The sequence below is a fragment of the Streptomyces sp. NPDC005803 genome (assembly GCF_040630435.1).
Taxonomy (GTDB): Bacteria; Actinomycetota; Actinomycetes; order Streptomycetales; family Streptomycetaceae; genus Streptomyces.
The window spans coordinates 269754-289594 of the sequence record NZ_JBEXXO010000009.1 but is presented as its reverse complement, the minus strand read 5'-3'; the positions used below and the strand labels follow the sequence as shown (position 1 = coordinate 289594).

The 19841-nt window shown below is 71.8% G+C and carries 16 protein-coding genes and 2 pseudogenes; 13 read left to right on the top strand and 5 right to left on the bottom strand.

The features are described 5' to 3' along the window. Positions 1-147 precede the first annotated feature (147 nt). The 6 genes from rimO to ABZ454_RS15890 all read left to right on the top strand — a co-directional run bounded on the left by rimO (position 148) and on the right by ABZ454_RS15890 (position 4582). Positions 148-1626 carry a 30S ribosomal protein S12 methylthiotransferase RimO gene (gene rimO, locus ABZ454_RS15915; protein ID WP_359538360.1) on the top strand — a complete coding sequence of 493 codons (1479 nt, stop codon included), beginning with the start codon at positions 148-150 and terminating at the stop codon, positions 1624-1626. Beyond that, positions 1623-2444, top strand: coding sequence for a CDP-diacylglycerol--glycerol-3-phosphate 3-phosphatidyltransferase (pgsA, locus tag ABZ454_RS15910; RefSeq protein ID WP_359538358.1), 822 nt, complete (start codon positions 1623-1625; stop codon positions 2442-2444). Before rimO ends, pgsA begins: the two co-directional genes overlap by 4 nt. After that, positions 2441-2950 (top strand): nicotinamide-nucleotide amidohydrolase family protein, encoded by a 510-nt coding sequence (locus ABZ454_RS15905; RefSeq protein WP_356322033.1) that lies wholly within the window; start codon positions 2441-2443, stop codon positions 2948-2950. Before pgsA ends, ABZ454_RS15905 begins: the two co-directional genes overlap by 4 nt. Before the next feature lie 109 nt (positions 2951-3059). Continuing rightward, positions 3060-3443, top strand: coding sequence for a helix-turn-helix transcriptional regulator (locus ABZ454_RS15900; protein WP_148021270.1), 384 nt, complete (start codon positions 3060-3062; stop codon positions 3441-3443). A 364-nt stretch (positions 3444-3807) separates the two neighbouring features. Next, positions 3808-4278, top strand: coding sequence for a DNA starvation/stationary phase protection protein (locus ABZ454_RS15895; RefSeq protein WP_359538356.1), 471 nt, complete (start codon positions 3808-3810; stop codon positions 4276-4278). Positions 4279-4387: 109 nt separating this feature from the next. Beyond that, positions 4388-4582 (top strand): CsbD family protein, encoded by a 195-nt coding sequence (locus ABZ454_RS15890; protein WP_356322031.1) that lies wholly within the window; start codon positions 4388-4390, stop codon positions 4580-4582. 706 nt (positions 4583-5288) lie between these two features. Here ABZ454_RS15890 and ABZ454_RS15885 read toward each other — a convergent pair. From ABZ454_RS15885 to ABZ454_RS15875, 3 genes are all read right to left on the bottom strand, one after another. Continuing rightward, positions 5289-6053, bottom strand: coding sequence for an SDR family NAD(P)-dependent oxidoreductase (locus ABZ454_RS15885; RefSeq protein ID WP_359538354.1), 765 nt, complete (start codon positions 6051-6053; stop codon positions 5289-5291). Between the two features lie 224 nt (positions 6054-6277). Then, positions 6278-7105, bottom strand: coding sequence for a DNA-formamidopyrimidine glycosylase family protein (locus ABZ454_RS15880; RefSeq protein WP_359538353.1), 828 nt, complete (start codon positions 7103-7105; stop codon positions 6278-6280). 71 nt (positions 7106-7176) lie between these two features. After that, positions 7177-11832 carry a DEAD/DEAH box helicase gene (locus ABZ454_RS15875; RefSeq protein WP_359538352.1) on the bottom strand — a complete coding sequence of 1552 codons (4656 nt, stop codon included), beginning with the start codon at positions 11830-11832 and terminating at the stop codon, positions 7177-7179. Between the two features lie 222 nt (positions 11833-12054). Here ABZ454_RS15875 and ABZ454_RS15870 point away from each other — a divergent pair. The 3 genes and pseudogenes from ABZ454_RS15870 to ABZ454_RS15860 form a co-directional block, all read left to right on the top strand. Further along, a pseudogene (locus tag ABZ454_RS15870) lies at positions 12055-12159 on the top strand (AraC family transcriptional regulator); the annotation flags it as partial. A gap of 10 nt (positions 12160-12169) precedes the next feature. Next, positions 12170-12895: pseudogene (locus ABZ454_RS15865) on the top strand (AzlC family ABC transporter permease); the annotation flags it as partial. Between the two features lie 185 nt (positions 12896-13080). Then, entirely contained in the window at positions 13081-13386 is a 306-nt protein-coding gene (locus tag ABZ454_RS15860; protein WP_359538351.1) for an AzlD domain-containing protein, read from the top strand. Positions 13387-13503: 117 nt separating this feature from the next. Here the strand turns inward: ABZ454_RS15860 and ABZ454_RS15855 are convergent, their stop codons facing one another. After that, on the bottom strand, positions 13504-14418 hold the full coding sequence (locus ABZ454_RS15855) for a hypothetical protein (RefSeq protein WP_359538350.1): 915 nt from the start codon (positions 14416-14418) through the stop codon (positions 13504-13506). Positions 14419-14497: 79 nt separating this feature from the next. Here ABZ454_RS15855 and ABZ454_RS15850 point away from each other — a divergent pair, with 79 nt between their 5' ends. The 4 genes from ABZ454_RS15850 (at position 14498) to recX (ending at position 18663) form a co-directional block, all read left to right on the top strand. Then, positions 14498-14692, top strand: a complete 195-nt coding sequence (locus tag ABZ454_RS15850; RefSeq protein WP_356322024.1) for a DUF3046 domain-containing protein — start codon at positions 14498-14500, stop codon at positions 14690-14692. A 465-nt stretch (positions 14693-15157) separates the two neighbouring features. Then, positions 15158-16327, top strand: a complete 1170-nt coding sequence (locus tag ABZ454_RS15845) for an AI-2E family transporter (RefSeq protein ID WP_359538380.1) — start codon at positions 15158-15160, stop codon at positions 16325-16327. Positions 16328-16779: 452 nt separating this feature from the next. Beyond that, positions 16780-17910: a recombinase RecA gene (gene recA / locus ABZ454_RS15840; protein ID WP_356322023.1), complete on the top strand. Its 1131-nt coding sequence runs from the start codon at positions 16780-16782 to the stop codon at positions 17908-17910. 3 nt (positions 17911-17913) lie between these two features. Continuing rightward, complete coding sequence (gene recX, locus ABZ454_RS15835) at positions 17914-18663, top strand: recombination regulator RecX (protein ID WP_359538348.1); 750 nt, start codon at positions 17914-17916, stop codon at positions 18661-18663. A 425-nt stretch (positions 18664-19088) separates the two neighbouring features. On the opposite strand, the gene ABZ454_RS15830 is transcribed toward recX, so the two are convergent. Beyond that, positions 19089-19724, bottom strand: a complete 636-nt coding sequence (locus tag ABZ454_RS15830) for a hypothetical protein (protein ID WP_359538346.1) — start codon at positions 19722-19724, stop codon at positions 19089-19091. Positions 19725-19841 lie beyond the last annotated feature (117 nt).

The window sequence follows — 19841 nt, the reverse complement described above, 5'->3', positions numbered from 1 at the left end:
CCCAGGGCACGTCATGCATCTCCGGGACCTGGGCCATGAAGATCAGGATCGCCAGGGCGTGCCGGGCGCCCGCCGCCTTCGTCACTCCCTGTGACGACGGAACCCTGCACGGCGGGGCCAGTGCGGGGACAAAGTAGTCTTGAGCCCATGCCCGAACGCCGTACCGTCGCCCTTGTCACTCTTGGCTGCGCCCGTAACGAGGTGGACTCGGAGGAGCTCGCAGGCCGCTTGGCAGCGGACGGCTGGGAGCTCGTCGAGGATGCCTCCGATGCCGATGTCGCCGTGGTCAACACCTGTGGATTCGTCGAGGCCGCCAAGAAGGACTCCGTCGATGCCCTGCTCGAAGCCAATGATCTGAAGGACCACGGCCGCACCCAGGCCGTCGTCGCCGTCGGCTGCATGGCCGAGCGCTACGGCAAGGACCTCGCCGAGGCCCTGCCGGAAGCGGACGGAGTCCTCGGATTCGACGACTACGCAGACATCTCCGACCGTCTCCAGACCATCCTCAACGGCGGCATCCACGCCTCCCACACCCCGCGCGACCGCCGCAAGCTGCTGCCCATCAGCCCGGCCGCGCGCCAGGACGCCGCCGTGGCCCTGCCCGGCCACGCCCAGGAGGCCGCACCGGCCCCCGCCGATCTTCCGGAGGGAGTCGCGCCGGTCTCCGGCCCGCGGGCGCCCCTGCGCCGCCGGCTGGGCACCAGCCCCGTCGCCTCCGTGAAGCTGGCCTCGGGCTGCGACCGCCGCTGTTCCTTCTGCGCCATCCCCTCCTTCCGCGGCTCCTTCATCTCGCGGCGGCCCTCGGACGTGCTGGGCGAGACGCGCTGGCTGGCCGAGCAGGGCGTGAAGGAGGTCATGCTGGTCTCCGAGAACAACACCTCGTACGGCAAGGACCTCGGCGACATCCGCCTCCTGGAGACACTCCTTCCGGAACTCGCGGACGTCGACGGGATCGAGCGCATCCGGGTCAGCTACCTGCAGCCCGCCGAGATGCGGCCCGGTCTGATCGACGTACTGACCTCGACGCCGAAGGTCGCGCCCTACTTCGACCTGTCGTTCCAGCACTCGGCCCCCGGCGTGCTGCGCGCGATGCGGCGCTTCGGTGACACCGACAGCTTCCTGGAGCTGCTCCACACGATCCGGAGCAAGGCGCCGCAGGCCGGCGCGCGCTCCAACTTCATCGTGGGCTTCCCCGGCGAGACCGAGGCGGACCTGGCGGAGCTGGAACGGTTCCTGACCGGCGCCCGCCTCGACGCCATCGGCGTCTTCGGCTACTCCGACGAGGACGGCACCGAGGCGGTCGGCTACGACGGCAAGCTGGACGCCGACACGATCGCCGAGCGGCTGGCACACATCTCGCAGCTGGCCGAGGAGCTGACCTCGCAGCGGGCCGAGGAGCGCGTGGGCGAGACCCTCCAGGTGCTCGTCGAGTCGGTCGAGGCCACCGAGGACGAGTCGCGCGCCGTGGGCCGCGCCGCCCACCAGGCGCCCGAAACGGACGGGCAGGTGCTCTTCACCGCACGCGAGGGACTCGTCCCGGGCCGTATGGTCGAGGCAAAGGTAGTGGGCACCGAAGGCGTGGACCTGGTGGCCGAATGCTGTGAACGTGCGGAGGTGGCCAGATGACGGGAGCCCCGGCATCCGCGGCAGGCGGTTCCGGCGCGACGCCGGTCCGTGGCGGAAAGCTGGGTGCTGCTGCCGTCAATCAGGCCAGTTTGTGGAACATCGCCAACCTCCTCACCATGGCCCGGCTGGTGCTGGTCCCCGGCTTCGTCGTGCTCCTGCTCCACAACGGCGGATACGACCCGGCCTGGCGCTCCTTCGCCTGGGCCGCGTTCGCCGTCGCGATGATCACGGACCTGTTCGACGGGCATCTCGCGCGCACGTACAACCTGGTCACCGACTTCGGGAAGATCGCCGACCCGATCGCCGACAAGGCGATCATGGGAGCGGCGCTGATCTGCCTGTCGTACCTCGGCGACCTGCCCTGGTGGGTCACGGGTGTGATCCTCTTCCGTGAACTGGGCATCACGCTGATGCGGTTCTGGGTGATCCGGCACGGTGTGATTCCCGCCAGCCGCGGCGGGAAGATGAAGACGCTGGCCCAGGGGATCGCCGTCGGGATGTACGTCCTGGCGCTGACCGGTCCGCTGGCCACACTGCGCTTCTGGGTGATGGCGTTGGCCGTGGTGCTGACGGTCGCCACGGGCCTGGACTACGTGCGACAGGCCGTCGTGCTGCGGCGCCAGGGGATCGCGGCGGAGAAGACAGCCGTGGCCCAGGAGGCCGCTGAGGCCGCTGAGGCGGCTGAGACGGCGCTGGAGGGTGCCGAGAACGAGGGGCGGGCCCCCCGGAGCGCCGGGACCGCCGAGACGGCCTCCGAGGGCGCCAGGGGCCCGGGGCGGGTCTCCGGGAACCGCGGAGCCGCGGAGGCCGAGCGGTGACAGCCGCGGCCGAGGTGCTGCGGCTGCTCGTCGGGCGGGGTGAGACCCTTGCCGTCGCCGAGTCGCTGACCGGCGGCCTGGTCGCGGCGGAACTGACTTCCGTCCCCGGCGCCTCACAGGCCTTCCGCGGGTCGGTGACGGCTTATGCGACCACCCTCAAGAGTGAAGTCCTGGGCGTGGACACGGCGCTTCTGGCGTCGCGGGGCGCTGTGGACGCCGAGGTCGCGCGCCAGATGGCGGCCGGCGTACGCCGGGCGCTCGGCGCGGACTGGGGCGCGGCGACGACCGGCGTCGCGGGCCCCGAGCCGCAGGACGGCCAACCGGTGGGAACGGTCTTCGTCGCAGTCTGCGGGCCCGGTGACGCCGGGAAAGTGGCCGCGCTGCGGTTGAACGGCGGACGGGCGGACATCCGTAGAGAGAGCGTACGGAGCGTGCTCGAACTGCTCTCCGGCGAACTCTGCGGGTACGCGAGCGCACAGGATACGGAACACAACGGGGAGAATTGATGTTTGCAGCCCTGAGTGAACACGACATCGCTCCCCGCACGGCCGCAGCGCTAGGCGGTACGGTGGGGCGTGAAGGATGCGGCTACGCGGTCCGAGGAGGGAGCCACCGATGATTCTGCTCCGTCGCCTGCTTGGTGACGTGCTGCGTCGGCAGCGCCAGCGCCAAGGCCGTACTCTGCGCGAAGTCTCCTCGTCCGCCCGAGTTTCGCTCGGCTATCTCTCCGAGGTGGAGCGGGGGCAGAAGGAGGCATCCTCCGAACTGCTCTCCGCCATTTGCGACGCGCTTGATGTACGGATGTCCGAGCTCATGCGTGAAGTGAGCGATGAGCTGTCCCTGGCCGAACTGGCCGAGTCGGCAGCGGCCAGCGATCCGGTACCTGTACCGGTGCGCCCCATGCTCAATTCCGTCTCCGTTTCCTCGGTGACGGGTGTACCGACGGGGCGGGTGACCATCAAGGCACCCGCGGAAGCGGTGGATGTCGTCGCCGCCTGACCCGCTCGGTTCGGTGTGAAGCCGGAGCCCCGGCCCTCCCCTCAGGGGTGGGCCGGGGCTTCTGCGTGTCCGGCCGCGTGCCGTGCGGCTGGAGAGCCTTCTGTGCGTGCGGGCGAGGGGGCGGCCGGGTTCGGGCTCGTGCGGCGTCCGGCCCGAGTGGCCTGCGGGCGATGTGCGGCTGGGCTGGGGTTTCCGTGCGTCCGGACGATGTGCGCCGGCTGGGTGTCGGCGGGCTTTTGGTGGGCAGGCGCATGGATGAGACCGGGGAACGAATGCTTCGAGCACTTCCCCGAATGACTGTTTTGCTTCGTTTGTGCCATCGTGGTTGGTGCTGAACGGAACGGATACCAGATCGGAGACGTGCATGTCTGTGGTGAAGAGCCCCCTGTCCGAGACCGACCTCAAGTCCGTGGGTGAGGCGCTGCAGGGCGCCCTGGTGGACCTCGTCGACCTCTCTCTGGTGGCCAAGCAGGTCCACTGGAACGTGGTGGGGCCTCGTTTCAGGTCCGTGCACCTTCAGCTCGACGAGGTCGTCGACACCGCCCGCCAGCACTCCGACACGGTGGCCGAACGAGCCTCCGCGGTGGGCGTCAACCCGGACGGGCGCTCGGCGACGATCGCCAGGACCACGGCCATCGACTCCGTGCCCGAGGGCTGGGTCAAGGACGTCGACGCCGTGCGGACCCTGGTCGACGCCCTCGGCGTCGTGATCGGCCGGATGCGCGAGCGGATCGAGGTGACGGGCGGCCCCGACCCGGTCAGCCAGGACATCCTCATCGCGCTGACTGCCGATCTCGAGAAGCACGCGTGGATGTTCCAGGCGGAGAGCGCCTGACCGGATCGACCGTCCCCGCCCGGCAGGTTTCCCCACCTGACCGGGCCCCCCTTCCACCGGTCTGCCCGGATCGGGCGGAGGCCGGACCGTATGACGTGAGGAGTGTGCGATGACCGACGACAGCGCGAAGGACAAGGTCGCAGGCAAGGCCAAGGAAGCCATGGGAAAGATGACCGGGAACCGGCGCATGGAGTCCGAGGGCAAGACGGACCAGGCGAAGGGCAAGGCCAAGGGCGCCATGGGCGAGGCGCGGGAGCGCGCTGAGGGCGCCAAGGACTCGCTGGCCCCCGACGACAAGGACTGAACGGCAGTGCGCGGAGCCCCCACCGGAAACGGTGGGGGCTCCCCTCTGGCACCGGCCCGCCGTGCGGATGCGGCGGCCGGTGCATGTCAGGGCGACGGGCGTGCGACTACTGCGCGGTGTGCGCTGGTACTGCGCCGGTGCGCTCTCCCCAGGGGGATCAGGCCGGACTAAGGTCTTCCGTTCGGATCAGGACGGAAGCGGCGAGTCCGGCAGGCTCCGAACGACAGGCCCCGGGTTCGGCCGAAGGAGGCAGCCATGGTGCGGCGATGGGTGCCGGCGCTGGTGCTCGGCGGTGTGTGGTGGTGGGCCGTGCTGCGGCTCGTGCTGGAGCCGCAGCACGCGGGCCCGGTCGAGGGGGCGGTGGCAGCGGGCGGGTGGGGGCTCAGCCTTCTGCCCGTCCACGTGGCCGAGACCGTACGGCCGATCGGGATATTCGACGCGGGGACGGGCCTGCTGCGGCGGTGCGCCGAGGGCGTGCGTGAGGCGGCCCGCAGCGGACGGCCATCGATTTCCGGCTCGTCGGCGCGGCAGTCAGTGATGTGCGGTGCGTCACGGCGAGGGCGGATATCCGGCGCGACCTGGGGTGGGAGGCAACGGTTCGGGCGGCCGTCGGCTCGCTTCGGGCGGCCGTGGGCTCGGTCCGGTCGCACGGATCCGCCCCGGCGTAGGGGCGGCCGGTCCTGGGCCGTCGGGAGGGCGTGGCGCGCTACCAGGGCATGGCGACGCCGCCGTTCGGGCGGAGGATCTGACCGGTCATGAAGGCTGACGCGTCCGATGCCAGATGCAGCACCGTGTGTGCGACGTCCCCGGGCTCGCCGACCCTGCCCAGCGGGGAGACGCGCACCATCATCGCCTCGACCCGGTGCTGCTGCTCCGCGTCGTGGCGGGCGGTCATGGGGGTGCGGATCCAGCCGGGAGCGACCGCGTTGACCCGGATGCCGTGAGGCCCCAGCTCCGTCGCCAGTGTCTTGGTCAGCTGGACCACAGCAGCCTTCGCCGCGCTGTAACAGAGCAGGCCCGGGCTCGCGGAGTCGACCGCGCCCGAGGCCATCGTGATCAGCGAACCGCGGGCGCCGCGCGCGACCATCGTGCGGGCCACTGCCTGGCAGGCGTGGAGAACTCCTTTGAAGTTGACCGAGAGCACACGGTCCAGGTCCTCGTCCGTGGTCTCCAGGACGCTGCTCGTATGCATGATCCCGGCGACGGCGGCCAGGATGTCCAGCTCGCCGGCGGCCTCGACCGCGGAACGGACCTGGTCGCGGTCGGTGACGTCGAGCGGATGGGTGTGGGCTTCGCCACCTGCGGCGGCGATCAGGCCGAGGGTCTCCAGGAGGCCCTTCTCGTCCAGATCGGCGCAGTGAACGGTGGCGCCCGCCTCCGCCAGCAGGACGGCGGTGGCACGGCCGATTCCGCCGGCGGCGCCGGTGACGAACGCGGAGCGGCCGGTGAGGTCGTACGCGGCGAGGGGCATGAACGGACCGTACGGGCGAATCTGACGGGCCGTCAATAATGGTGCGTCGCCGGCTTGCCCACTAGGGCTGTCCCGTAATCCCTGGTGGATCAGCGCGCGGCGTCAGATGCGGTGCATCGCAAGGCGGAGGAGCGTCCGCATACTGGATGTATTCGGGCGTTCCGACAACGCGGCGAGGTGCCGTAGCCGTCGTCGTGCGCCCGCCAGGGATTACGGGACCGCCCTTAGGGCGTGGGGCCCGCCTGGCAGTTCGGGCACCAGTAGGTGGGACGGGTGTCCTGGTCCGCCGAGCGGATCGGGGTACCGCAGCGCAGGCAGGGGCGGCGGGCCCGGCCGTAGACCCAGAGGTTCTCGCTCGGGCGGCGGGCGCGGGGCGCCGGAGCGGTGGTGGTCCGGGGGCGGGCGCCGACGGTGGTGGTGCGGACCGGCCGGTCGCGGTTGGCCTCGAGGAGTTGCTTGGCCGTGGTGACCAGGAGGGCCCTCGTGCGCTCGGGCAGCAGGCCGATGGGCAGCCAGGGGGTGGCTCGCGCCAGGAAGCAGAGCTCGCACTTGAAGACATTGCCGATGCCGGCCAGGTTCCGCTGGTCCAGCAGCGCTTCGCCGAGGGGGCGGGCCGGGTCGGCCAGCAGGTTGCGCAACGCGGTGTCGGCGTTCCAGTCCGGGCCGAGCAGGTCCGGACCGAGGTGGCCGACCACCTTCTCCTCGTCCTTGGTGCGCAGGAGTTCGAGGACGGGGAGGCGGTAGCCGACCGCGGTGTGGGTGGCGTTGGCCAGGATGGCCCGGATCTGGTGGGCGGGGCCGCCCCGCCAGCGTTCGTCGGGGGCGTAGACGCGCCAGGCGCCGTCCATCCGCAGATGGCTGTGGAGCGTGAGGCCGTCCTCGATCCGGGTCAGCAGATGCTTGCCGCGCGCGGAGACGTCGAGAACGGCCCGGCCGGTGAGGTCGGCGGTGGCGAACCGTGGGACGCGCAGATCGGACCGGGTGAGGACCTGACCGGCCAGCGCACTGTGCAGCCGCTTCGCGGTCTGCAGAACGGTGTCTCCTTCGGGCATACGTCCATGATGCGCGGGACCGCGGGTGCGAGCGCACGATCTCGTGACCGGGGGCGGGGTGGGTGCGCCGGTCAGGCGCGCAGGCGCAGGCCTCTCGGGGTGGCGAGGAAGCCGGCCGACTCCAGGGTGCGCCCGAGGGGTGAGGTCAGGGACGAGGCGCCGTTGGTGCGCTCGACCGTGACCGTGCCGAGCGCTCCGGCACGTGCCGCGGCCGCCAGGGCCGCCGCGGCCGCCCGGAGCGCGGGGTCCTCCGGATCGGTCGGCCAGGCCAGCAGCGTCTTGCCGCCGCGCTCCATGTACAGCGTCAGCTCGCCGTCGACCAGGACCACGAGGGAACCTGCCTTGCGCCCGGGTTTGTGCCCGGCTCCGGCCGGCGGCTCGGGCCAGGGCAGGGCCGCGCCGTAGGCGTTGGCGGGATCGGCCGCGGCGAGGACCAGGGCCCGAGGTTCCGCGCCGGGTTCCGTGCGGTCGCGGGCGGTGGAGGCCGCGCGGAGCCGGTCGACCGCCCCGTCCATGGCGAACTGCGCCGCCCCCAGCCCCTCCACGACATAGCCGCGGCGCGCCTGCCCGTTGTCCTCGAAGGCGGAGAGCACGCGGTACGCGGCGGAGAAGCCGCCCTCGACACCCTCGGCCTGGACCGCGCCGCGCGTCACCACGCCGTGCCGGTCCAGGAGCGTACGGGCCAGGGCGTGGGCCCGGTGCGTGGGTTCGGGTTCGACGGGCGGCAACAGGGACCAGCGGCCCGACACCGTGGGCGGCCCGGTGCGCGAGACCGGGCGTGCCGAGGCCGACAGGGAGCCGTAACGGCCGCGCGGAACACTGCGTTTGGCGCGGTGCGCGGTCGATCCGGCCGTCCGTCCGGAACCGAGGAGAGCACGCAACGGGGCGAGCGTGTCGTTGGTGAGCCGGCCCGACCAGGCGAGGTCCCAGAGGGTGTCCGCGAGTTGCGGGTCGGTGGAGTCCGGGTGCGTGGTGGCGCGGACCTGATCGGCGATCTGGCGGAAGAAGAGCCCGTACCCACCGCTGAGCGCCGTCAGTACGGACTCGTGCAGTGCGCTCAGTTCGAGCGGACGCGGGGGAGGCAGGAGGAGGGGCGCGCTGTCGGCCGGATAGAGGCAGAGCCAGCCGTCCTTGCCGGGCAGGGCGCCCGCACCGGCCCACACGACCTCGCCGGTGGTCGTGAGTTCGTCCAGGAGCGCGGGGGAGTAGCCGCTGACGCGGCTGGGCAGGATGAGCTTCTCCAGCGCGGACGCGGGGACGGGTGCGCCCTGCAACTGCTCGACGGCGCGCGCCAGTCCGTCGATTCCGCGCAGGCTGTTGCTGCCGAGGTGCTGCCACTGGGGGAGGAACCCGGCCAGGGCGGCAGGAGGTACCGGCTCCAGCTCATGGCGGAGCGCGGCGAGCGAGCGGCGCCGCAACCGACGCAGCACCGTGGCGTCGCACCATTCCTGGCCGATGCCGGCGGGGTGGAACTCGCCCTGGACGATCCGGCCGGAGGCCGCCAGGCGTTGCAGCGCCCCGTCGGTGACGGCGGTGCCGAGGCCGAAGCGGGCGGCCGCCGCAGTGGAGGTGAACGGGCCGTGCGTACGGGCGTAGCGGGCGAGGAGGTCGCCCAGCGGGTCCTTGACCGGCTCGGTGAACGCCTCGGGGACACCGACCGGGAGCGCGGTGCCCAGGGCGTCCCGCAGCCGGCCCGCGTCCTCCACGGCCGCCCAGTGATCACCGCCGCCGATCCGGACCCGGATGGCACGGCGGGCCGCCTCCAGCTCCTGCGCCCACTGAGGCTCGGCCCCGCGCTCGGCGAGCTCCGGGTCGGTGAGCGGGCCGAGGACCCGCAGCAGATCGGCGACCCCCTCGACGTCCTTGATCCGGCGGTCCTCGGCCAGCCACTGGAGCTCCTGCTCCAGCTCGGTCAGGACCTCGGCGTCGAGCAGTTCGCGCAGCTCCGCGCGGCCCAGCAGTTCGGCCAGGAGATGGGAGTCGAGGGAGAGCGCCGCGGCCCGCCGCTCGGCCAGGGGCGAGTCGCCCTCGTACAGGAACTGCGCGACGTAGCCGAACAGGAGCGAGCGGGCGAACGGGGAGGGCTCCGGGGTGGTCACCTCGACCAGCCGGATCCGGCGAGCTTCCAGGTCGCCCATCACCTCGGTGAGCCCAGGGACGTCGAAGACGTCCTGCAGGCATTCGCGCACCGCTTCGAGGACGATGGGGAACGAGCCGAACTCGGAGGCGACCTGGAGGAGCTGGGCGGCCCGCTGGCGCTGCTGCCACAGCGGTGTGCGCTTGCCGGGACTGCGCCGGGGCAGCAGCAGCGCGCGGGCCGCGCACTCGCGGAACCGCGAGGCGAAGAGGGCGGAACCGCCGACCTGGTCCGTGACGATCTGCGCGATCTCGCCCTGGTCGAAAACGACATCGGCGGCCCCGACCGGCGGCTGGTCGCTGTCGAGGGCGGCATTGGCCCGGGGAAGCGGCGCCCCTGCGGCGTCCTCCTGCGCGGGGTCGAAGTCGAGGAGGTCCAGACCCATCATGTCCGCGTCCGGGAGCCGCAGCACGATGCCGTCGTCCGCATGCATGACCTGGGCGTCCATGCCGTACCGCTCGGCCAGGCGGGCACTGAGGGCGAGTGCCCAGGGTGCGTGCACCTGGGCGCCGAAGGGGGAGTGCACGACGACGCGCCAGTCGCCCAGCTCGTCGCGGAAACGCTCGACGAGGATGGTCCGGTCGTCCGGCACATGGCCGCAGGCCCGGCGCTGCTCATCGATGTAGGACAGCACGTTGTCCACGGCCCAGGTGTCCAGGCCGGCGGTCAGCAGCCGCGCCCGGGCGTCCTGCGGGGACAGCCCGCCGAGCTCGCGCAGGAAGGCGCCCAGCGCCCGTCCCAGCTCCAGCGGACGGCCCAGCTGGTCGCCCTTCCAGAACGGCAGCCGTCCCGGCACGCCCGGCGCCGGTGAGACCAGGACCCGGTCGCGGGTGATGTCCTCGATCCGCCAGGACGTGGTGCCCAGTGTGAAGACGTCACCGACCCGGGACTCGTACACCATCTCCTCGTCCAGCTCGCCGACCCGGCCGCCGCCCTTCTTGGGATCGGAGCCCGCCAGGAAGACCCCGAAGAGCCCGCGGTCGGGGATGGTGCCGCCCGAGGTGACGGCGAGCCGCTGGGCGCCGGGGCGGCCCGTGACCGTACCGGCGATCCGGTCCCAGACGACGCGTGGACGCAGTTCGGCGAAGGCGTCGGACGGATAGCGGCCGGCGAGCATGTCGAGCACGGCGGTGAACGCCGATTCGGGGAGCGAGGCGAAGGGCGCGGCCCGGCGGGTCACCGCCAGCAGGTCGTCCACCTGCCAGCTGTCCAGGGCGACCATCGCGACCAACTGCTGGGCCAGCACGTCCAGGGGATTGGACGGAACCCGCAGGGCCTCGATGGATCCCTCACGCATCCGTTCGGTGACCACGGCCGCCTGCACCAGATCCCCCCGGTACTTCGGAAACACCACCCCGGTGGAGACCGCGCCCACCTGGTGACCTGCACGGCCGACCCGCTGGAGTCCGGAAGCGACCGACGGCGGCGACTCCACCTGGATCACCAGGTCGACCGCCCCCATGTCGATACCCAGTTCCAGGCTGGAGGTGGCGACGACCGCGGGCAGCCGGCCCGCCTTGAGGTCCTCCTCTACCTGGGCGCGCTGCTCCTTGGAGACCGATCCGTGGTGGGCCCGGGCGAGGAGCGGGGGCGCACCCTTCGCCGCGCCGGACTCCGCCATGATCTCGGCGGGCGAGTGGGAATCGGGCATCGTCTCGCCGGTGGCCCGCTCGTACGCGATCTCGTTGAGCCGGTTGCAGAGCCGCTCGGCGAGACGGCGGGAGTTGGCGAAGACGATGGTGGAGCGGTGGGCCTGGACGAGGTCGGCGATCCGCTCCTCCACATGGGGCCAGATCGACGGCTTGTCCGCCTGGCCGGAGTCGGAGTCGGTGGCGGGGGAGCCGCCGAGCTCGGCCAGATCCTCGACCGGCACGACCACCGACAGATCGAACCGCTTGGTGGAGGGAGGCTGGACGATCTCCACCTTCCGCCGGGGCGAGAGGAAGCGCGCGACCTCGTCGACCGGGCGGACCGTGGCCGACAGACCGATCCGCCGGGCCGGCCGGGGCAGCAGTTCGTCGAGCCGCTCGAGCGACACGGCGAGGTGGGCGCCCCGCTTGGTCCCCGCGACCGCGTGCACCTCGTCCAGAATCACCGTTTCGATCCCGGCCAGCGCCTCCCGGGCCGAGGACGTCAGCATCAGGAAGAGGGATTCGGGGGTGGTGATCAGGATGTCCGGTGGCCGCGTCGCCATCGAGCGGCGCTCGGCGGGCGGGGTGTCGCCGGAGCGGATTCCCACCCGGACCTCGGGCTCGGGCAGTCCCAGCCGCACCGACTCCTGGCGGATGCCGGTCAGCGGCGAGCGGAGATTGCGTTCCACGTCGACGGCCAGGGCCTTGAGCGGCGACACGTACAGCACCCGGCAGCGCTTCTTCGCCTCGGCGGGCGGCGGGACGGCGGCCAGCCGGTCCAGGGCGGCGAGAAAGGCGGCCAGGGTCTTGCCGGATCCGGTGGGTGCGACGACCAGGACGTCCGACCCCTCGCCGATCGCCCGCCAGGCGCCTTCCTGCGCGGCCGTGGGCGCGTGGAAGGCCCCCGTGAACCAACTGCGGGTCGCGGGGGAGAACGAATCGAGTGCGGAGCCGGTCATGTCCCCCATCGTGCACCCCACCACTGACAACGGCTGCGGAAACGACCGGCGACCGTCGTCGTGCACCCGTCCGTGGCTCTGACATCGAGGGGGCCCGGCCGTCCACCGAGCCGAGGTGCCGCAGACCGCGCGCTGCGAGGATCCGATCATGGCGGAGCGCCGGAGCGCCGGAGCGCCGGAGCGGGCGGAACGGGCGGACGGTCAAGGCGATGGCAGCAGGCTCAGCCGCCCGACCGTGATTTCACCCGGATCGTGGGGGTACCACCAGGCGCCTACGGGCACGCACGTGCAAGAACGAACAAGACCCGCCCTCACCTGCCCAGGTAGCGTCCCGGGCGTGGCAGAACAGAAAGCACCCCCTCAGAGCGCGGGCGGCCCGCCCCACGGCAGCGCCCCCGCCGCCGGGGCCAAGCCGGACGCGGCCGTCGTCCGTGACGCTCTCGGCGTCGGCACGGCCGTCGGTCTCTCCGGCTTCGCCTTCGGCGTCACCTCGGCCGGCTCCGGGCTGAGCCTGCTGCAGACCTGCGCGCTCAGCCTCCTCGTGTTCACCGGCGCCTCCCAGTTCGCCCTCGTGGGCGCTCTGGCCGCCGGTGGGAACCCCTACACCGCGGCGGCCGGTGCCTTCTTCCTCGGCGTGCGCAACGCCTTCTACGGCCTGCGGCTGTCGCAGCTTCTCGCGCTCCCGCGTGTCATGCGCCCCCTCGCGGCCCAGTGGGTCATCGACGAGACGACCGCCGTGACCTTGCCCCAGCCCACCCGGCGCGCAGCCCGTATCGGCTTCACCGTCACCGGGCTCACGCTCTACGTGCTGTGGAACCTCACCACGCTGGGCGGCGCGCTGGGCGCCGAGGCGCTCGGCGACACCGCCGCCTGGGGGCTGGACGCGGCAAGCCCTGCCGTCTTCCTCGCCCTGCTCGCACCGATGCTGAAGAGCACGACGGAGCGGGCCACGGCCGCGCTCGCCGTTCTGCTCGCACTCGGCCTGTTGCCGGTACTGCCCGCGGGGTTGCCCGTCCTGCTGTCCGCGCTCGCGGCGCCCGTCGTCCTCTTCCTGAGAGGACGAGGCAAGAAGGCGATGCCGGAGACAAGGACAAGGACAGAGACAGGGAAAGGGACAGAGGCCGGGGCAGGGTCAGGTACAGGGACAGCCGGGACAGGGGCAAAGGCGAAGGCGAAGGCGAAGGCGAAGGAAGTGAAGGACACACGAAAGTCCGGGGAATCGGGTCCCCCTTCGTCGGAGGAGGGCCGATGAACGTCTGGATCGCCATCGCGCTGACCGCAGTCGGCTGCTACCTCGCCAAGCTCCTCGGTCTCCTGGTGCCCGCCAGCGCCCTGGAACGCCCCCTCGTGGAGCGCCTCGCCGCCCTGCTGCCGGTGGCCCTGCTGGCCGCCCTGACCGCGCAGCAGGCCTTCGGCGACGGCCGGCAGCTGGTGCTCGACGCCAGAGGCGCGGGCCTGGCCGCTGCCGCGCTCGCCCTCGTCCTGCGCGCGCCCTTCCTCGTCGTCGTGGGGGTTGCCGTGGCCGTGACCGCCGGAGTGCGAGCACTCGGATAGGCCGCACACGGGGGTCGACGCCGCGGACCACACAGGCCGTCGCCAGCCCCGCCCGCGCGGGACGTGTCGCGGCGCCGCGCCCCACGGCCGCGGCAGGCCGGCGATCGACCGCCAACATCAGTTGAGGCCGCGACCGTACGCATGCAGCGTCTGCAGGGCCCTGAGCGTGACCAGGGGGCGCCCCTCCAGGGCGGTCCCCGGCGCCCACTGCCGCCAGGTCACCGGCCAGCCGCCGTCAGCCTGCTGCCCGGCCGCCAGATGGTCCAGCGCGCGATCCATCTCCGCCTCGGTGAACCAACGCCGGGCGAGGGATTCGGGCGCGCGGGCGTAGTCGTACGGAAAGTGCTGCTCACCCGGCGCGTACCCGGGCGCCACCGGGTACTCCGCGCGCCGCGTCGGGTCCAGGACGACGAGCCGCTGGTCGCGCACCAGACGGCCGAGCCGGTCGGCCGCGGCCTCGGCCCGTGGCCGGTCCGGCGCACCGTCGAGGAAGGCGACCGCCGCTTCGATCTCGTACGGATGTGACACCTCCAGGGCGTCGACGGCCGCCCAGCAGAAATCCGTGGCCCGGAAGAGCCAGGCGTGCCACACCGCATTGCGGTGGAGCAGCCCGACGACGGGCCCGGTGACCAGCAGCTCGGCCGGGGGGTCGTCCACGATCGGGATGAAGGGAGCGGCCGGGTAGCCGCGTTGCGAGGGAAGCAGTGCGGGTAAGGCCCCCTCCTTGGTGGACACATCGGTCAGGAAGCGGCAGATCCGCTCCACCCGGAGTCCGTCGCAGCGGTCGATGGAGTCGAGGACGCTCAGCGCGTGCGCCGTGTGCAGCGGCTGACTGACGGGGCCTCGCAGATCGGGTTCGAGCGCGTGGCCGTAGCCGCCGTCCTCGTTGCGGAAGGCGGCGAGGGCCGTCTCCACGGCATCCGCGCTTCCCCGCAGGAAGTGATGGGCGAAGCGGCGTTGCTCGAGGACGCGGGCCGTGAGCCAGATGAACTGCTCGGCACGATTGAGGGGACTTGTTCCGGTTCCAGCCATGTACCGACCGTAGGACGGTCAGCGCCCTCGGCGAGGCCGGGCGGCCCGGCTGCACTCTCAGGAGCGGGATACTGGTGGCATGCGGTTGACGATTTTCTGGGAACGGATGGCGGACCACTTCGGGGCGGGGTACGCCGATTCCTTCGCTCGCGATCATGTGATGGCCGAGCTCGGCGGGCGCACGGTGCACCAGGCCCTGGACGCGGGGTGGGAGGCGAAGGACGTCTGGCGCGGCGTCTGCACGGCCGTCGGCATCCCCGCGGACAAGCGTTGACGCACGGTGTGTCGGGCGGGGCTGTGCGGCAGCTGTTCATGGGTGTCGGTGAGCGGCGGCGGGTCGTGCTGCGCGGGACCGCGGGCGGTCGGCGTGGCTCCGGCTCCTCATGGCAGCCAGGCCGTGCCGGGCCCGGAGGGCCGGCCACACCGGCGGCCGGGAAGGGCCCTGGCGCACCGCTCCGCTTGGTGCGGGTCCGTACGGGCGGCGTAGCTGTGGAGCGTTGACGGACGGGGCGGCGGAGCCCACGCGACGGCCGGTACCCGCGAGGGCGAGCACTGAAGCGCGGTCCGGGTGGTGTGGTGTGCGGGACGTCACCGGGGTGCGCGACCGATGGTCCGGGCAGTAGGCGAGACTTGCTCCGTGGCACCGACAGACGAGACCGCTCAGACCCAGCCGCCCCTCGACCCGCCCGTCCCGCCGACTGCGCCACCGACCCCGCCGTCCGGCACCGGGCGCGCCCGCATGCCTGGCTGGCTGCCGCGTGCCATGGTGCTGGCCCTGGCGCTCTACGCCTGCTTCCGTCTCGGCAGCTGGGCCTTCGACCAGCTCATCGGTCTGCTGATCAATGTGCTGATCGCCTTCTTCGTGGCGCTCGCCATCGAGCCCGCCGTGAGCTGGATGTCGGCCCGCGGGATACGCCGGGGCTTCGCCACCTTCCTGGTCTTCCTCGGTGTCCTGATCGCCGGTGCGGGCTTCGTCGTGCTGCTCGGCTCGATGCTCGCGGGTCAGATCGTCGACATGGTGGAGGACTTCCCGAAGTACCTCGACTCGGTGATCAACTGGGTCAACCAGAGCTTCCACACGGAGCTCTCCCGCGTCGAGGTGCAGGACAGCCTTCTGCACTCCGACTGGCTGCAGAAGTACGTCCAGAACAGTGCGACCGGCGTGCTCGACGTCTCCACCACGGTCCTCGGCGGCCTGTTCCGGCTGCTGACGATCTTCCTGTTCTCGTTCTACTTCGCGGCCGACGGCCCACGGCTGCGCCGCGCGCTGTGCTCCGTCCTTCCGCCCACTCGCCAGGCCGAGGTGCTGCGGGCCTGGGAGATCGCAGTCGACAAGACGGGCGGGTACCTCTACTCGCGCGGTCTGATGGCGCTCATCTCCGGCATCGCGCACTACATCCTGCTGCTGGCGCTCGGAGTGCCGTACGCACCGGCGCTCGCGGTCTGGGTGGGACTCGTCTCACAGTTCATCCCCACGATCGGTACGTACCTGGCGGGCGCCCTGCCGATGCTGATCGCGTTCACCGTCGACCCCTGGTACGCGGTGTGGGTGCTCGGCTTCGTCGTGGTGTACCAGCAGTTCGAGAACTACGTGCTGCAGCCCAAGCTGACCTCGAAGACCGTCGACATCCACCCGGCGGTGGCGTTCGGCTCGGTCATCGCCGGCACGGCACTGATGGGCGCCGTCGGTGCGCTGATCGCCATCCCGGCCGTGGCCACGCTCCAGGCCTTCCTCGGCGCCTACGTGAAGCGGTACGAGGTCACGGACGACCCCCGGGTGCACGGGCGCCGTCAGTGGCGACGCGATGGATCGGTGTCCGTGCGGCTGCGCCGGCTCTGGCACGCCCCCGAAGCCGAGGGCGGGCAGGGGGAGGACGCGGAGGCGCAGGGCCCGCAGCCGCGTTCCTGAGGTGCGGGACAGACGTCTCCTCGATGGTCCGGGGTGGCCTGTTTGTCCGTGCGCGGAGCCCGCTCGTCCGCCCGGTGACGCAGCCGATCGCTCTCGCGGCGCCCCGCTGGGCGGTGACGTCCGCGGCCTGCCGACGTGCGGCACGAACCGCCGGAGCCGCATTTTCGGTCCGGTTTGCTCCCATATAGCCGATATTTGATAGGGCATCGCGCAAGCGAACTTGACTGCCCGAAGGGGCGATGCTAGAGCGCTATCCTGGGGACTGGTCGGTGCGGCGTGGTGCGCTTGACACCAAAATCGAACATCCATTCTCATGGGATTCCGGCCGGGTTTTTCCGGGCTCGGCCCGTGGAGTTATCCACAGGCCGGGAGGACGTCGAGGCCCATTGTCAGTGGCAGGGGTTAGCGTCTTTGACGTGAAGCGATCGACTCAAGCAAATCGGGTGGAACCCATGGCAGGAACCGACCGCGAGAAGGCGTTGGACGCCGCACTCGCACAGATTGAACGGCAATTCGGCAAGGGCGCGGTGATGCGCCTCGGCGAGCGGCCGAACGAGCCCATCGAGGTGATCCCCACCGGGTCCACCGCTCTCGACGTCGCGCTCGGCGTCGGAGGGCTGCCCCGCGGCCGCGTGGTCGAGGTGTACGGACCGGAGTCCTCCGGCAAGACGACGCTGACGCTGCACGCGGTGGCGAACGCGCAGAAGCTCGGCGGCTCGGTGGCCTTCATCGACGCGGAGCACGCGCTCGACCCGGAGTACGCGAAGAAGCTCGGCGTCGACATCGACAACCTCATCCTGTCCCAGCCGGACAACGGTGAGCAGGCCCTCGAGATCGTGGACATGCTGGTCCGCTCGGGCGCGCTCGACCTGATCGTCATCGACTCCGTCGCGGCGCTCGTGCCGCGCGCGGAGATCGAGGGTGAGATGGGCGACTCGCACGTGGGTCTGCAGGCCCGTCTGATGAGCCAGGCGCTGCGGAAGATCACCAGCGCGCTCAACCAGTCCAAGACCACCGCGATCTTCATCAACCAGCTCCGCGAGAAGATCGGTGTGATGTTCGGCTCGCCGGAGACCACCACCGGTGGCCGCGCGCTCAAGTTCTACGCCTCGGTGCGTCTCGACATCCGCCGCATCGAGACGCTCAAGGACGGCACCGACGCGGTCGGTAACCGGACCCGTGTCAAGGTCGTCAAGAACAAGGTCGCGCCGCCGTTCAAGCAGGCCGAGTTCGACATCCTCTACGGCCAGGGCATCAGCCGCGAGGGCGGCCTGATCGACATGGGTGTGGAGCACGGCTTCGTCCGCAAGGCCGGCGCCTGGTACACGTACGAGGGCGACCAGCTCGGCCAGGGCAAGGAGAACGCCCGCAACTTCCTCAAGGACAACCCCGACCTCGCCAACGAGATCGAGAAGAAGATCCTGGAGAAGCTGGGCGTCGGAGTCCGGCCCGAGGCGGATGCCACCGAGCCCGCCGCGGACGCGGCAGGCGTGGCCGCGGCTCCGGCCGACGGTGCGGCGAAGGCGGCGCCCGCCCCGGCCGGCAAGGCCAAGCCGGCCAAGACGGCGGCGGCCAAGAGCTAGACCGTGACGCGTCGTACGGAGTGGCCGGGCAGCACCGCCGACCCCGGTGCGGGCCCCGGCCCCGAATTCGCCGCCGGACACACGGCCGGATCCGACAACGAGTCCGACCTCTCCCACGAACCGGTTGTCAGGTCCGGCCGTGGCAGAGGTGCGGGCCCGGGCGCCGGATTCGGCGAGGGAGCGGGGCGCCGGTCCCGCTCCCGTTCCAGGGACAGCGGCTCCCCCACCTCGTCGAGGGCCGAGAAGGGGGAGCCGCGGGATCCGGTCGAGCAGGCGCGCAACATCTGTCTGCGCCTGCTCACCGGGACTCCGCGCACCCGCAAGCAGCTCGCGGACGCCCTGCGTAAGCGGGAGATCCCGGACGAGGCGGCCGAAGAAGTGCTGTCGCGCTTCGAGGACGTCGGACTGATCGACGACGCGGCGTTCGCCGGGGCTTGGGTGGAGTCCCGGCATCACGGCCGCGGCCTGGCCCGCCGCGCGCTCGTCCGTGAGCTGCGGACCAAGGGTGTGGATTCGGTCGTCATCGACGAGGCCGTCGGTCAGCTCGACCCCGAGCAGGAGGAGGAGACGGCGAGGGAACTCGTCGCGCGCAAGCTCCGCTCCACCCGGGGCCTGGAGCGCGACAAACGGCTTCGCCGTCTTGCGGGCATGCTCGCCCGCAAGGGGTACGGGGAGGGTATGGCCCTGCGCGTGGTGCGCCGGGCACTGGAGGAGGAGGGCGAGGACACCGAAGGGCTGGACGAGCCCTTCTGAGCGTCGGCACGAGTGTGCCTACTGCGCGTCGACGGCTTGGGGCGGTTGAGGGCTGCCTCTGTTCCTCGCTCCGCGCTCCTTGGCCCGCATTCCCCTACCAACCAACCAGCCAGCCACCCTGGCCTGTGGCACCTGGCACCTGGCACCGGGCTGGCGGCGCGCGGCCTTCTCAGCTTGGCTGGCTACGCCCGGCTGGCTACGCCCGGCTGGCTACGCCCGGCTGGCTACGCCTGGCTTCGACGGTTCGACCTGCCGCTGCCTGGCTCCGACGGTTCGACTGCCGCTACGCCTGGCGTTGACGGCGACTTGCTGCCGCGCCTGGCTTGCACGGCGACTTGCTGCCGCGCCTGGCTTGCGCGGCGGCCTGCTGCCGGACGAGGCCCGCGCGGCGACCTGTTGCCGCACTGGCTCTTACGGTCCGGCCGTCACTGTCCGGCGCGGGCCGCACGGCTGATCGTGGCGTCGATCAGGGCGAGGGCGTCGGCGGCGGTGCGCCCCGGGTAGCGGTTCCACGGGCCGATCAGCCCCGTCCAGCCCTGGGAGCGGAGTTCGGCGACCATCCAGGCGCCGGCTCGGTCCACGGTGTGCGCCGATCCGTAGCCCAGGCGGTGCGCGGTGAGCATGGCGCCACAGATGCAGCGGGCGCCCCGGGTGTTGCGGAGCCGGTACGGGGTGTTCTGCCAGCCCCATTCGGTCAGGATCTGCCGCGCATGGGCGAGGTGGACAGAGGGTCGGACCTCCGGCTGCCCGATGCGACGCCAGGCATGAAGGCGGTCGGGGAGCACCGCACCGAGACGTCCGGGAAGCGGGCGTCCGTGCGGCGCGGGACCGGGCAGCGCGCGGACCGTCTCGGCGATGAGCTGATCCACCGGCACGGACAGGAGAGCGCGCCAGTCGTCGGAGGGGGCAGGCCGCTCCTGGACGCCACCGGGTGAGGCGGGGCGCACGGGTTCCGGGACGGTGACGTCCCAACCCGTGACGATCTGCTGCCAGGCCTCGGTGTCATGGAGGCGAGCGGCCTGGGCGTCGAGTTCGTCGGGTGTGAGCGCGGTGGGGGGCATGGGTGCGGGCTTCCCGTCGTACGGAGGCAAGGCGATGCCGTGGCGGAGGCAAGGCCGTGCCGTAGCGGTGTGATGGCGATGCCATGGCGGACCTTGGCGTTGAGGCGAATGTCCATC

What these genes read in the sequence shown, in the direction of transcription:
- rimO (WP_359538360.1), top strand. Translation starts at nt 148, where the DNA reads ATGCCCGAACGCCGTACCGTCGCCCTTGTCACTCTTGGCTGCGCCCGT.
- pgsA (WP_359538358.1), top strand. Translation starts at nt 1,623, where the DNA reads ATGACGGGAGCCCCGGCATCCGCGGCAGGCGGTTCCGGCGCGACGCCG.
- ABZ454_RS15900 (WP_148021270.1), top strand. Translation starts at nt 3,060, where the DNA reads ATGATTCTGCTCCGTCGCCTGCTTGGTGACGTGCTGCGTCGGCAGCGC.
- ABZ454_RS15895 (WP_359538356.1), top strand. Translation starts at nt 3,808, where the DNA reads ATGTCTGTGGTGAAGAGCCCCCTGTCCGAGACCGACCTCAAGTCCGTG.
- ABZ454_RS15890 (WP_356322031.1), top strand. Translation starts at nt 4,388, where the DNA reads ATGACCGACGACAGCGCGAAGGACAAGGTCGCAGGCAAGGCCAAGGAA.
- ABZ454_RS15885 (WP_359538354.1), bottom strand. Translation starts at nt 6,053, where the DNA reads ATGCCCCTCGCCGCGTACGACCTCACCGGCCGCTCCGCGTTCGTCACC.
- ABZ454_RS15880 (WP_359538353.1), bottom strand. Translation starts at nt 7,105, where the DNA reads ATGCCCGAAGGAGACACCGTTCTGCAGACCGCGAAGCGGCTGCACAGT.
- ABZ454_RS15875 (WP_359538352.1), bottom strand. Translation starts at nt 11,832, where the DNA reads ATGACCGGCTCCGCACTCGATTCGTTCTCCCCCGCGACCCGCAGTTGG.
- ABZ454_RS15860 (WP_359538351.1), top strand. Translation starts at nt 13,081, where the DNA reads ATGAACGTCTGGATCGCCATCGCGCTGACCGCAGTCGGCTGCTACCTC.
- ABZ454_RS15855 (WP_359538350.1), bottom strand. Translation starts at nt 14,418, where the DNA reads ATGGCTGGAACCGGAACAAGTCCCCTCAATCGTGCCGAGCAGTTCATC.
- ABZ454_RS15850 (WP_356322024.1), top strand. Translation starts at nt 14,498, where the DNA reads ATGCGGTTGACGATTTTCTGGGAACGGATGGCGGACCACTTCGGGGCG.
- ABZ454_RS15845 (WP_359538380.1), top strand. Translation starts at nt 15,158, where the DNA reads ATGCCTGGCTGGCTGCCGCGTGCCATGGTGCTGGCCCTGGCGCTCTAC.
- recA (WP_356322023.1), top strand. Translation starts at nt 16,780, where the DNA reads ATGGCAGGAACCGACCGCGAGAAGGCGTTGGACGCCGCACTCGCACAG.
- ABZ454_RS15830 (WP_359538346.1), bottom strand. Translation starts at nt 19,724, where the DNA reads ATGCCCCCCACCGCGCTCACACCCGACGAACTCGACGCCCAGGCCGCT.